Genomic DNA, 12,798 nt, shown 5'->3' with positions numbered 1-12,798 from the left:
TCTCCCGTGGAATATTCATATATTCCATTTTGAATATTCAAACAATGCTAACCCTCAAGTCTCTTTCGCCGCCCTGGTCAAAAGCCGCTGGTAAAACAGGCCGATGCCGATCAGCACGGCGCCAAGGCCGATGAAGGACAGTGCGCGAAGCACACCCTCCAGCTCCGACATGTCGAAGAGGAACACCTTCAGTACGGCGACCGCGATCAATGCGGCCGAGGCGATGCGCAGCACCTGTGATTTCAGCCAGACGCCGGCGGTCAGCAGCGCCACGCCGATGATCAGCCAGAGTGCCGAATAGGTGTAGGTTTCCAACTGGCCAAGGCCGCTCCACAAGCCGATGAACTCGCCCTTGAACAGGCGCCGCACCGACAACGTGGCATAGGCGAAGGCAAGCAGTGCCGCCACCAGCGCCAGCATGGCGGCATACCATTTCGGCCGCTTGTTGCGGGCATAGAGCGCAAGCCCTCCGGCCGCGACCGCCGGCAGCAGATAAGCGAGGAACAACAGGTTGAAGACCGGGATCTGCCCGGTCGACTCGTCGGTGAAAAGCGGGTTCAGCACCAGGAAATGCTGCACGACGATGAAGGCGACCGAAATCACGCCCGCCGCCATGGACCCGTAGCGTAGCACGGAACTTGGCGAGCGCCTGTCGATGGCCACGAGTATGGCGCCGGCGCCGATCGCGATCAGCGTGTAGATGGCCTGTTCGGCAAGTGTGGGCGCATCGCTGTTGAGGACACCGCCATGCATGGCGTGGCGCACCAGCATGGCAAGCGTCAGCAGTGCAAACAGCGCCGCCGAAGCTTCCATGGCCAGGCGCGGCCGGCCGTCGGTGGTGCGGGCCAGTTGCCAGGCGGCGAAAGCGAAGGCGAGCGCCGGCACGCCATAGCCCGGCAGCAGCCAGTTGAAAACCGGGGTCGTCGACAGGAACCCGGCACCGACGACGGTCGGATCGAAGATGACACGTCCAAGCACCGCCGCGACCGCGCCGACCGAAATCCAGCCGAGCACCGGATAGGAACGCCAGCGTGTGGCCAGCGCCGGCACGATTGCGGCCGCACCAAGCAGGATGGTTGTCCAGCCGGAACTGAAGGCCATATGCAGCATCAGCAGGCCTGCGAGCGCGGCTCCGCCGAGCGCGAAGGATACGGCCGCCCTGCCCTGCAACGGCGGTTGCTCGCCGCGCGCGATCCACTCGCCGCCGGCAGCGAAAACCACGACCAGCAGCGCCGCCACGGCGGCGTAGGCAAGATCGCGGTCGAGATTGCCGAACGTGAACCAGAGTGCCTGCAGGACGACCAACGGCACGATGACGCCCCACGCCGCCCATGACGCAGCGCGGAAGTGGGTCGCGGCGGCAAATTTGCGGGCGGCCCAGAAACCGGCGCCGATGAAGACAAGGCCAAGCGCAACACCGATGCGCAAGGTCAGTGCGTTCGATGTCGCCAGGGGCACGGCATCGATGCCCAAGACGTCGCCTGAAAAATCGGAAGCGATCGAAGTCGGCGGGATGATGCCGAGATAGATCAGCACCGTCACCAGTCCCGCCGCATAGAGCAGTGGCAGCGCTGGGGGGCGGTAGAGCGCGACGGCCACCATCGCGGCGAGCACGACGGCTCCCGGCAAGGCATCGCCGGCAGCGACGAAGGCCGGATCGACCGAAAGGCCCAGCGCCGAGAGGGCAACAAACAGGCCCGGCGCGACGGAGGGCCAGTCGAAAGCCCTGGCTGATCCGCTTTCGTCGCTGCGGCGGCCGAGCCAGACGAAGGCGAGCACGGCCAGCGTGACGGTGTTCACGAACAGGATCACGGATAAATTCGCGCCCGGCGCATCGGTCATGTAGAGGATCGTCCAGATGCCGGTACCGACAAAGGCCGCCGTCATCAGCAACTTCCAATCGCGCATGCGGGCAATGACGCCGCTGGCGGCAAGCACGATCGCCAGATAGCCGAACAGGGCCCAGGGATTGGGCGCCTGAGAGGCAATCAGCATCGGCGTCACCATGGCGCCGACGAGGCCGATACCAGCCAGCGCCTGGCCGTGGACAAGGGCGGCGGCAATCGTCGCTATGCCGATGGCGCCGAGCAGCGTGAAGGCGAGCGCCGGCCCGATAAATTCGTAGATGCCATGTGCGGCATAGACGGCGCCGAACAGGATGAAGGCGCCCGCCGCAGTCAGGATCGCCGGGATGTAGGCGCCTGCGGCGCCTTGCACGGGCACCCTGAAGCCGGTGCGGCGAATGAATTCGCCGGCTGCAATCAGCACAAGGCCGAGCAGCCCGGCCATGGTCAGCCGCACACCGGGGCCGAAAATTCCGGCTTCGATCGTGTAGCGGATGAGAAACAGGCCGCCCAGCGCCAATGCCAGGCCGCCAACCCAGACCGCCCAGCGGGTGCCGAGCGCCGTTTCGATATCGGGTTTGCCGGGCGCTTTCACCGCTGCGACAGGCTCGGATTCTGCCGCCTTGGACGCCGCCTCGCCTGGTGTCCATGGTCCCGGCTTGACCTCGTCCGTCACGGCGTCGGTTTCCAGAGCCGGCGGCGCCTGCCCGGTGGCTGCCTCGCTGGCCGTTGGCGAAACGACCACGGCCGCAGCAACAACGGCTTCGGCCGGCTGGCCATCGGCAGCCGCCGGTTCGGACTGCTTGGCGAGAGGCGGCACGGCGCCGGAAAGGACGAGGCTTCGCAGCGCGCCTAGCTCACGCTCGATCAGTCCGATGCGGCTCTGCTGGCGCGAAACGATGACGAACAGCGCGATGATGGCGACAAGGCCGATCAGGCTTTCAAACATGGCGGCTCCCCCAAACCAGACCAGTTGCTACTGACAATCAAATGTGGCCTGCAAACGACCAGCCAACGGCGTCGGATCGGCGGCTGGAAAGATCGAGCATGTTTCGGCGTCGAAAGCCAGCGGCTTGCGCCCATTGGCCCTCGGCATCGCTTGCGAATGGCCGGTTCCCGGAACATTGCCTGCCAAACCCGCAGCCGGTGGCCTATGATACCTTGGCCGCAAAGGGTTCTCCAAGCGATGTCATGGGAATACGTATGCCGCAACGAAGCGCAGGACTGCTGATCTACCGGCGAAACGCCGGGGCCCTCCAGTTCCTGCTCGTCCATCCGGGTGGACCGTTCTGGGCAAGAAAAGACGAGGGGGCATGGTCTATCCCCAAAGGGCTCGTCGACGAAGGCGAGGACGAGTTGAAAGCCGCCCGACGTGAGGCGGAAGAAGAACTCGGCGTCGCCATCAACGGCGACTTCCAGCCTGTCGGCAGTTATCGGCAGCCTGGCGGCAAGATCGTGAGTGCGTGGAGCGTCGAGGCCGACGTCGACACCGATGCCATCAAAAGCAACATGTTCACCATGGAGTGGCCGCCAAGGTCGGGATCCATGAAGGCATTTCCCGAAGTTGACCGGGCCGGTTGGTTTTCAGAGTTGGAGGCCGGTCTCAAGATACTCAAAGGCCAGCGCGCGATCCTGGACGATTTCGTGGAACGGCAAAATGCCGGATAACATCCGCTGTTATCACCGCTCGCCCAGTGCGCCTTAGGACGATTCCTATGGTGCCGCCAGATTGGAGGCCGGGAAGATCGAGCATGTCTCGGTGCCGAAAGCCAGCAGCTTGCCGCCGGCGTCCTTCAGCGTCGCTTCCGAAACGGCCAGCGTGCGGCCCTTGTGAATGACCTTGCCCTCACAGACCACCTCTCCGGTCCTGGGCGTGATCGGCCGCGTCAGGTTCACCTTGAATTCCGCCGTCGTATAGGCCTCGCCCTTTGCGAGCAGCGTCTGCACGGCGCAGGCAAGCGCCGAATCGAGCAGTGTCGCCGCCCAGCCGCCATGCACGCCCCAACGGGTTCAGATGGCGCTCGTTCGGCACGCCTCGGAACACGGCACGGCCTTCCGAGACTTCGGTCAGCGCGAAGCTGAGCTGGAAGGAAATCGGCGGCGCCGGATATTTGCCATCGATGATGCGCTGCAAAAGTTCCAGGCCGGTGTAGGCAAGCATGTCGGCATGCGGAATGGTGCCGAGGCCGAGCGGCGAGACCCGGCCTGGATAAAGTTCCACTTCGCTCATGTGATGATTTCTCTCGCGGCGGTTTCTCCGGACAGGCCTTTTGTCGTGTGGTGCTTGCGCAGCGCGGCAAGGAAGCCGGCGCGCGCGTCTGGTTGCTCGATGCCGCGCGGCTCGTAGACATGACGGGTGAAGAAGAAGCCGGTGAGCCGGAAGGCATCCTGGATCGCCGCCGGATCGGCGCGCAGGCCGGAGCCACGCAGGAAGGCCGGCAGTGCCAGCATCTTGTCGCGCCAGGGCGCGCCGGCTTCCCGCGACACCGCTCGGCCCGATTTCGGCGAGACATAGGCAAGATCCTGCCGCGTGCCGGTCGCGGCGCACTGGCTGAGATCGAGACCGAAACCCAGTTCGTCGAGGATCAGGAGCTCGAAGCGCGCCACCAGTTCGCCGGCTGCATCGACGTCATCGAGATGCACGATCATCACCGACAGCGCCTCGTAGAGGCCGCCATGGGCGTCGCGCTCGGGCAACAGGCGCAGATGCGCGGCCATGGTCTGCAGGCCATACACGGCGACGGCACTCTCCATCAACCTGGCCGCATTCATCTCGATCGCTTCGGCCTGGAACGTGCCGAGGTGCTCATCCAGGCGCGCCCGCCAAAGCAGGTCGACACGGTTGCCGGGCTGGAGAACAGGCTGCTGCTTGCGCGAGCGCCCGCCGCGCACGAGGCCGAGATGGCGGCCATGCGCACGCGTCATCACCTCGAGGATGGCGCTGGTTTCGCCATGCTTGCGGGTGCCGAGAATGATTCCCTCGTCGCGCCATTCCATGCCTGGAGCATTTCACCGATCGGGTGGCGAAATCAAGGTACGGGCTTGGTGCCTGGGCTGGCTCTCGCAAGGGTGCATAAAAAGCCGCCCGCAGCATAGCTGCGGGCGGGTCTGGTGGGGTCAGTCGATCCGTTAGAACGAGCGCTGGAAGCGGAGGATGCCGCCGACGCTGCTCTTCTTGTCGGCCTTGGTCCAGTTGTTGAAGTCGGCGTCGTCGAATTTTCCTGCATTGAGGTAATCGACTTCAGCCGTGATCGTGTAACCGGGCACAATCGTGTATGCGACGTTGGCAGCGACGCCGAGGTTCTTCCAGTCGTCATAGGAGATCTGGGCGTTGAACGAGGTCTTGTCGTTGAACTTGTAGGTGCCGCCACCCCAGATCGCCCAGTTTCCACCCCACGGCTTGTATTGGGTGCGGCCCGTGCCGAAGTCGTTGATGTTGTCGTTGGTGCCGTAGCCGCCCATGACGAACAGCGTCAGTTCCTTGCCGACATTGACGTCCAAGCGAACCTTGCCGGCCACTTCCTCGTAATTGCTGTCATAGGCGACGACGCCGGTGACCGCACCCCAGTCGCCCTTGTACTTCAAGCCGCCGACGACATGCGGAACATAGCTGTCGATCGTGTTGACGCCGGTACCTTCTTCGAGCGAGACCACGGCCGAGAAGCCGCTGCCAGCGTCGAAATAGTACTGCACGACGTTGGTATCCTTGATACCGTACGGGATGATCGTGTCCTGGATGACGTTGCCGGCATAGCCGATAAACGAATCGTATGCCGTTTCATCCTTACCGACGCGCAGGCCGCCGAGCTGAATCCAGGCGAAGTTGAGGGTGGTCGCCTTGTTGCCGGCCTGCCAGCCAGTGCCGCCGGTCTCATAGTCGCCGCTGCTGTTGCCAAATTGAAAGCGAGTCTCGGTGTAGGTCTTCAACGTACCGAGCTCGGTTTCCTGGCCGGTCCAGGTCTTCAGCGAGAAGCGCATGTTCTTGTAGTAGGTGTCGTGGCTATCGCCGTCCATGTGATCGGCAACGTTGTTGACGCCGTCCAGCGTGCCGCTGTCGCCGACGCCTATGTCATAGCGGAGATAGCCGCCGATGCGCAGGCAGGTCTCGGTGCCGGGAATATAGAAGTAGCCGGCGCCGTAGACGTCGCAGATCCTGACGTATTCAGCGGGTTCCGGCTCGGCGACGACGACAGCGTCAGCGGCGCGAGCGCCGGAGACCGCGATCAGTGCCGCGGCTGAGCCGAGAAGAAGGCTCTTGATGTTCATTTTCTGACCTCTCCAGTCAAAGTTAAAAATGGCTTCGGATTTTGGTTGGCGGATATATTTTCCCGCCTCACCCACAACGAAAAAGGCCCGCACCGCGTCCCCTTTTCGCGGCGAACATACCCATCAATCTTCCGCCTTCAATGACAATTCCACAAACATTCGGGATTGATGACATAGATTAAATCTGTGTTGCAGAAATAGCACTGGAGAATTCACTTCAAATTACGGCACCGCACAAGTGGAACATTGTCATATTTCCGTAATAATTCCCTGTATGTTCCAATTTTATGATGATATTCTACGAACACCAATTGTTTGAGAAACTTCGCGTAAATAAACCCACTTCCATGGTCGTTTCTACCTAGCCATTCCCCAGCCACGTGAAACCGAAGCCGATCCCCTCGAAGGAGTCTTTTCAGCGGGTCACGGGCACGCCGGAACGGACCACAGGCCATGATGGGAAGATCAATCCGACGTCGGCGGACTCGTCTGCAAGAATCCGCGCTGGCCAACTGAGAAGTCGACCCAACGGAACCTCGGCGTCCCTGGTCGATAGCCACCAGCCAACGGTTTGGGTCATTATTACCGGCGCTTGTGGTCGGCCAGCACCGCGTCGATCACGCGCCAGGATTGTTCGATCTCGGCCGAGTTGACGTCTATCTCGCCGGCGGCGGTGATCAGCGCCTTCCACAGTGCCCAGCCGCGGCCGCGCGCCCAGGTCGCGTCGTCGACGCCGAGGCCAGCGCGGAAGGCCCCCCTGCTCTTTCCCTCGAACAATGTCCAGGCAATCGCCAGATCGCATGAGGGCTCGCCGATGCCGGAGGTGCCGAAGTCGATCACCGCGCTTAGCCTGCCGTGTTCAACCAGAAGATTGCCCCAGCTGACATCGCCGTGGAACCAGACGGGCGGGCCTTGCCAAGGGGCGGCAAGAGCCGTTTCCCAGACAGCGCTTGCCGCGCCGGCGTCGATACGGGTGTCGAGCGCCGCGATCGCTTGTCTCGTCTCCCCGTCATAGACGTTCAGCGGCCCGCCGCGAAAGAAATTGTGTTGGCCCGGCCCCGGTCCGCCAGCCGGGTCGATCCGCTTCAGCGCAATCAGAAAGCCGGCCAGGTCCGCCGCGAATTCCGACAGGTTGGCGATACGCTCGCGCTTTGCAGTCTCACCTTCGATCCACCTGTAGACGGACCAATGCCACGGATAGCCTTCGGCCGGGGCTCCCATCGCCAGCGGTATAGGGATGGGCAGCGGCAACAGCGGCGCCAGCCTCGGCAGCCAGCGATGTTCCTTCTCCACTTGCAGGGAATAGGCGGCGGCACTGGGCAACCGAACGGTCATCTCGTCGCCGAGACGAAAGCTTCTGTTGTCCCATCCGCCAGGTTCAATCGGCCGAACCGCAAGATCCCTCCAGCGAGGAAATTGCGCCGCGATCAACCGGCTGACCAAAGCTGCGTCGATGTTCGACTTGCTATCCATCCATCCTAGTGCGGAAACTCGAGCCCCATCTCGCGGTAGCGCTCGGGATCGTCGCCCCAGTTCTCGCGCACCTTGACGAACAGGAACAGATGCACCTTTTGCTCGAGGATGCCGGCGATTTCCATACGCGCCGCCTGGCCGATGGCGCGGATGGTCTCGCCCTTGTGGCCGAGCACGATCTTCTTCTGGCTGTCGCGTTCGACATAGATGACCTGCTCGATGCGCACCGAGCCGTCCTTCTTCTCTTCCCATTTCTCGGTTTCGATGTGCGAGGAATAGGGCAGTTCCTGATGCAGCCTGAGATAGAGCTTCTCGCGAGTGATCTCGGCGGCGAGCTGGCGCATCGGCAGATCGGAGATCTGGTCTTCCGGATAATACCAGGGCCCCACCGGGAGCGCCTCGGCAAGGTAATCGAGAAGGTCCTTGCAGCCAGAGCCGGTCAGCGCCGAAACCATGAAGGTGCGCTTGAACGGCACTCTTTCGTTCGCTGCTGCCGCCAGCGCCAACAAGGCCTCCGGCTTGACGCGGTCGACCTTGTTGAGGATCAGCGCCATCGGCTGGCGCACATCCTTCAGGCGTTCGAGAATGGCGTCGGCATCACCTCTAATGCCACGCTCGGCATCGATCAGGAGCAACACGATATCGGCATCCTTGGCGCCGCCCCAGGCTGTCGTCACCATTGCCGTGTCGAGACGCCGCTTTGGCTTGAAGATGCCCGGCGTATCGACGAAGACGATCTGCGCGTTGTCGTGCGTGGCGATGCCTCTGACGATGGCACGCGTCGTCTGCACCTTGTGGGTGACGATTGACACCTTGGCGCCGACAAGCTGGTTGACCAGCGTCGACTTGCCGGCATTGGGCGCACCGATCAGCGCTACGAAGCCGGAATGCGTAACGGCCGCAGGCGCGGCCGGAACCGTGTCTTCCGTGGCTGTCATGCCGCGTCTCCCTGATCGATCCAGACACCTTCACGAATGAGAAGGGCGGCGGCGGCGGCCTGCTCGGCCTCGCGTTTGGAGCGGCCGCTGCCGACAGCCGGCTGAAACCCACCAACCATGACACTGACGGTGAACAGCGGATCGTGATCCGGCCCCTCGCGGCTATCGATGCGGTAGACGGGCACGGCGCTTGCCGCCTGATGCGCCCATTCCTGCAACTCGGTCTTGGCGTCGCGTCGGCCGGCACCCGACGCCTGCGAGCGCGGCTGCCAATATTTGTGGATGAAAGCGCGCGCCGCTTCCAGCCCTCCGTCGAGGTAGAGCACGGCGATCAGTGATTCCAGCGCGTCGGCGCGCAGATTGACGCGCTTGCGTCCCTCGAGCCCTTGAACGTCGGATCCGGCGCGGATCAGCTCCGGCAGACCAATATGTTCGGCGATCTCCGACAGCGCCTCGGCATTGACCAGCGCGTTGAACCGCAGCGACAATTCGCCTTCCGCCGCATCGGGAAACGCGGCCAGCAGCATATCGGCCACCACGAGGCCGAGAACCCGGTCGCCCAGGAACTCAAAGCGCTCATAGTCGGTGCCGGCATTGGCGCCGCGGGCGCTGGCATGGGTCAAGGCACGCTGCAGGCGCCGGCGGTCGGCAAAGGCATGGCCCGTGCGCTCCACCAGCGCTTCGGCGAGCGCGTCGGCGGTCAGCCGTCTTGTCGCCGCCATGACCCTAATTAACGAAGTGGAAGAGGCGCGAAGCACGCATAAGCGACGGCCACTTCCAGATTTCGAGCGGGCTCGCCTTGCCGGCGATCGAGAAGAAAACAAGGTTGGCCCGGCCAACCAGGTTTTCGGCCGGAACGTAGCCGACGGAGAATCGGCTGTCGGCGGAGTTGTCCCTGTTGTCGCCCATCATGAAATAGTGACCGGGCGGAACATCGAACTCGCGCGTGTTGTCGCCGATCGAGTTCGGCGACAGATCCAGCGTATCGTAGCTGACGCCGTTGGGCAGCGTCTCACGATAGACGTCGATCGGATAATCCTTTTCGGTGATGTCGGGATTGTCGATCTGTCCGGTCTTCACGCGCGGCACGCCGACGCCGTTGATGAACAGCTGGCCGTCCTTCACCTGGATCTTGTCGCCAGGCAGGCCCACCACACGTTTGATATAGTCGACGGACGGGTCCGGCGGGAACTTGAACACAGCCACATCGCCGCGCTTCGGCTCGGAGCCCCAGATGCGGCCCGAGAAGATGTCCGGGCCGAAGGGCAGCGAATAACGGGAATAGCCGTAGGACCATTTGGTGACGAAGAGATAGTCGCCCTCGAGCAGCGTCGGCCGCATCGAACCCGACGGGATGGAAAAGGGTTGGAACAAGAGCGTGCGAATGACCAAGGCAAGCAAGAGCGCCTGGACGATGACGCTGACGGTTTCGCCAAGCCCGCCGGATTTCTTCTGGGGTTTTTCAGCCACGCTCATGTCGTCCTCGATTGTGCGTTGGATGGTATAGAGTCTCGGCGCGCGCTGGGCAACGTCATGCCGGTGGTCAGATGCAATCAATGTGGCGCTTGTTCGACGGGCAACGCTTCGATGATCACAAAGGCTTGAGCAAGCGGAAAATCATCCGTGATGGTGAGATGGATCATCGCCCGATGGCCCTTTGGCAGAATCGCGTTCAGCCGCGCCTCGGCGCCACCGGTCAGTGCCATGGTGGGCGCGCCGCTCGGAAGATTGACGACACCCATGTCGCGCCAGAACACGCCCTGCGCCAGGCCGGTGCCCAGTGCTTTGGCGCAGGCCTCCTTGGCTGCGAAGCGCTTGGCGTAGGAGGCCGCCCGCGCCCGACGGTTTTCGGAGCGGGCTTGCTCGACTTCGGTGTAGATTCTCTGGATAAAGCGCTGGCCATGGCGCTCCAAGGACTTTTCAATGCGTCTGATATCGATCAGATCGCTGCCGATGCCGATGATCATCGCGCGGTGGAACCGATGCTTGCGTTTGGGTGAGACGATTGCTCATGGCGGGCCGCGCGCTCTGCCAGCCGTTTGCGCCGCTGCTCGCGAAAGGCGTTCATGCCCCAGCGCGTGATGGCGTAGAACAGAACCCCAAAGGCCAGTCCAAGCGGTATCGCACCGATCAGCATCGGCTTCAGCACCGGGGCCCACAATTGCGCGAAGGAAAGGTTGTGCAGCATCTCGCCCAGATGTGCTGGCGGGCCGTGCGCCGGCAGGCGGCTGTGCAGGATCAGCTTGCCGGTCTCCCAGGAGGCGCCCCACAGCAGCGGGAACGTCAGTGGATTGCCGAAGAATACGGCGCCAAGTGCGGCCGCCACCAGATTGCCGGCTATGAGCCAGCACAGCACCGCGGCAATGGCGAAATGGAAACCCACCGGAAAGAACGAAGCAAAGACGCCAGCGGCGACGCCGGCCGCCACCGCATGCGGCGTGGCCTTCAGCCGCAGGATGCGCTTGGAGAAGTACTGCAGCGAGCGCGAAAACGACCGGCGCGGCCATAGATAGGTACGCACCCGCTCCAAGAGGCCATCAGGCTCGCGGCGTCGAAAAAGCACTCTATTCCAATTCCTGATCTACCAATACCCGCCGTCCTGCCACCCAAGCCAGGTCACAGCAACTTATCTTGCGCTTCCGGGGCGCAGAAAGGCAACAACGACTTTGATATAGCGACAGGCTGCCTTCGGAACAACGAAACGCTGCCGCGATGGTCTGCCGCAGGGGGTAACAAGATCGCCATTGAGGCGAAACTGAGGAAAAGAAGGACGGCCGGCATGGCCACCACTCGACCAGCGCGCGACGACGAGGCGAAAGAGTTGCCCGATATCGAGCAATCCGCCGGGCTGGCGTTTCGTTCCATACCGGACCTCGCCTGGATCGCCGAAGACGGCAATATGAGCGTCGAGCGGCACCGCGCGCTGACCACGGAGGGCACATGCTGGGTCGCCACGGACAAGCGCGACCGCGCCATCGCCTTCTTGAGCGCCAGCGTTGAGGACGATGCATTGCATATCCTGGAATTCGACGTTCGTTTTGAGTGGCAAGGCTCGGGCATCGGCCGAGCCCTGCTGGAGACCGTCATCGAGGAGTCCAGGCGGCGCGGCCTTGCAACGATCACGCTGACGACATTTCGCGATGTTGCTTGGAACGTGCCGTTCTACCGAAAGTTCGGATTCCGCGTCCTGGAGGATGCGCAGATCGATGCGCGGCTCGCCGGGTGGCTGAGACAGGAAGCCGCGCACGGCATGCCGGTGAGCCGGCGCTGCGCAATGCTGCTCGATCTCGCGCGGATTTAACGGCGGCTATTCCAGATATTCACTGACCTCGATCAGATTGTCGTCGGGATCGCGGAAATAGACAGACATCATGCGGCCGCGTGCGCCGATCCGCTCTACTGGTCCAAGTTCCACCGCCACACGATCGGCTTCGAGACTGGCGAGGAGTTCGCCGAGCGGCCGATCGGTGATCAGGCAGAAATCACCGGCTCCGGGCGTCGGCGACTTCGCCTTCGGCTCGAAGGTGCGGCCGACCTCGTGGACATTGATCTTTTGGTTGCCGAAAGCCAGGGCTGTCGGCAGGCCCGGCGTATCGATGCGCTTAAAGCCCAGAACGCGCTGGTAAAAGGCGCAGGTCGCCTCGAGTGAGGCCACCGTCAGCACGAAATGATCGATACTGATGATCATCCCGCCCCTCTCAGATATTGCGACTGCCCGGCTTGATCGCCGGTATGGCGGCGAGTTCCGGCGGCAGCCGATCGGCCGGATAGGCCGGCACCTCGTACTCGGCGAGGGCGATCAGCGGCACGCCGACATCGGTCTTGCCCGCCGAGCGGTCGATGATGCAGGCCGCCGCCGTGACCTCGGCGCCAAGTTCGCGCAGGCAGTCGATGGTCTCGCGGATAGACAATCCAGTGGTGACGATGTCCTCGACAATGACGACACGCGCGCCGAGCGCGATCTCGAAGCGGCGCAGCCGGAACTCGCCCCCTTCCCGCTCGACCCAGATCGCCGGCACGCCAAGATGGCGCGAAGTCTCGTAGGCCGGGATCAGCCCGCCGATGGCCGGGCCGACGACATAGTCGATTTTACCCGGCACGGCGGCGCGGATCTTTTCGGCCAGCGCCTTGCACAGCCGCTCGGTCTTATCGGCATGCATGAACACGCGCGCCTTCTGCAGGAAGACCGGGCTGCGCAGACCCGACGTCAGGATGAAATGCCCCTCCAGGACAGCACCAGCCTGGCGAAAAATATCCAGCACTTCGTCCGTATTCAT

The 12,798-nt window shown here is 63.0% G+C and carries 13 protein-coding genes and 1 pseudogene; 2 read left to right on the top strand and 12 right to left on the bottom strand.

Going from position 1 to position 12,798, the window contains the following annotated elements:
* Positions 1 to 54 precede the first annotated feature (54 nt).
* Entirely contained in the window at positions 55 to 2,793 is a 2,739-nt protein-coding gene (locus FJ867_RS24950; protein ID WP_140818846.1) for a DUF2339 domain-containing protein, read from the bottom strand.
* 254 nt (positions 2,794 to 3,047) lie between these two features.
* Between FJ867_RS24950 and FJ867_RS24945 the strand changes: the two genes are divergently transcribed.
* Entirely contained in the window at positions 3,048 to 3,512 is a 465-nt protein-coding gene (locus FJ867_RS24945) for an NUDIX domain-containing protein (protein ID WP_140495041.1), read from the top strand.
* A gap of 45 nt (positions 3,513 to 3,557) precedes the next feature.
* Here the strand turns inward: FJ867_RS24945 and FJ867_RS24940 are convergent.
* The 9 genes and pseudogenes from FJ867_RS24940 to FJ867_RS24900 form a co-directional block, all read right to left on the bottom strand.
* Positions 3,558 to 4,074: pseudogene (locus tag FJ867_RS24940) on the bottom strand (PaaI family thioesterase).
* Positions 4,071 to 4,841 (bottom strand): DNA repair protein RecO, encoded by a 771-nt coding sequence (gene recO / locus FJ867_RS24935; protein ID WP_140565009.1) that lies wholly within the window; start codon positions 4,839 to 4,841, stop codon positions 4,071 to 4,073. The pseudogene FJ867_RS24940 and the gene recO overlap by 4 nt, the downstream one beginning before the upstream one ends.
* Positions 4,842 to 4,973: 132 nt before the next feature.
* Positions 4,974 to 6,110 (bottom strand): porin, encoded by a 1,137-nt coding sequence (locus FJ867_RS24930; RefSeq protein WP_140818844.1) that lies wholly within the window; start codon positions 6,108 to 6,110, stop codon positions 4,974 to 4,976.
* 582 nt (positions 6,111 to 6,692) lie between these two features.
* The gene (locus tag FJ867_RS24925) at positions 6,693 to 7,583 is read right to left on the bottom strand and encodes an aminoglycoside phosphotransferase family protein (RefSeq protein WP_140818842.1); all 891 of its coding nucleotides are present in this window, start codon (positions 7,581 to 7,583) and stop codon (positions 6,693 to 6,695) included.
* A 5-nt stretch (positions 7,584 to 7,588) separates the two neighbouring features.
* On the bottom strand, positions 7,589 to 8,521 hold the full coding sequence (gene era, locus FJ867_RS24920; RefSeq protein WP_140494591.1) for a GTPase Era: 933 nt from the start codon (positions 8,519 to 8,521) through the stop codon (positions 7,589 to 7,591).
* Positions 8,518 to 9,243: a ribonuclease III gene (rnc, locus tag FJ867_RS24915; protein WP_140494593.1), complete on the bottom strand. Its 726-nt coding sequence runs from the start codon at positions 9,241 to 9,243 to the stop codon at positions 8,518 to 8,520. The genes era and rnc overlap by 4 nt, the downstream gene beginning before the upstream one ends.
* A gap of 4 nt (positions 9,244 to 9,247) precedes the next feature.
* Complete coding sequence (gene lepB, locus FJ867_RS24910; protein WP_140494595.1) at positions 9,248 to 9,997, bottom strand: signal peptidase I; 750 nt, start codon at positions 9,995 to 9,997, stop codon at positions 9,248 to 9,250.
* Between the two features lie 77 nt (positions 9,998 to 10,074).
* Positions 10,075 to 10,488, bottom strand: a complete 414-nt coding sequence (acpS, locus tag FJ867_RS24905) for a holo-ACP synthase (RefSeq protein WP_140494597.1) — start codon at positions 10,486 to 10,488, stop codon at positions 10,075 to 10,077.
* On the bottom strand, positions 10,485 to 11,084 hold the full coding sequence (locus tag FJ867_RS24900; protein ID WP_140494599.1) for a DUF2062 domain-containing protein: 600 nt from the start codon (positions 11,082 to 11,084) through the stop codon (positions 10,485 to 10,487). Before FJ867_RS24900 ends, acpS begins: the two co-directional genes overlap by 4 nt.
* 216 nt (positions 11,085 to 11,300) lie before the next feature.
* On the opposite strand from FJ867_RS24900, the gene FJ867_RS24895 reads away from it, so the two are divergent.
* Positions 11,301 to 11,822: a GNAT family N-acetyltransferase gene (locus FJ867_RS24895; protein WP_140818841.1), complete on the top strand. Its 522-nt coding sequence runs from the start codon at positions 11,301 to 11,303 to the stop codon at positions 11,820 to 11,822.
* Between the two features lie 6 nt (positions 11,823 to 11,828).
* On the opposite strand, the gene FJ867_RS24890 is transcribed toward FJ867_RS24895, so the two are convergent.
* Together FJ867_RS24890 and pyrE are read right to left on the bottom strand one after the other, a co-directional pair.
* Positions 11,829 to 12,209: a VOC family protein gene (locus tag FJ867_RS24890; protein WP_140559458.1), complete on the bottom strand. Its 381-nt coding sequence runs from the start codon at positions 12,207 to 12,209 to the stop codon at positions 11,829 to 11,831.
* A 10-nt stretch (positions 12,210 to 12,219) separates the two neighbouring features.
* Positions 12,220 to 12,798 carry an orotate phosphoribosyltransferase gene (pyrE, locus tag FJ867_RS24885; RefSeq protein WP_140520690.1) on the bottom strand — a complete coding sequence of 193 codons (579 nt, stop codon included), beginning with the start codon at positions 12,796 to 12,798 and terminating at the stop codon, positions 12,220 to 12,222.

It is taken from the genome of Mesorhizobium sp. B2-5-3 (assembly GCF_006441005.1).
Taxonomy (GTDB): Bacteria; Pseudomonadota; Alphaproteobacteria; order Rhizobiales; family Rhizobiaceae; genus Mesorhizobium.
This window is presented reverse-complemented; position numbering and strand designations above follow the sequence as displayed.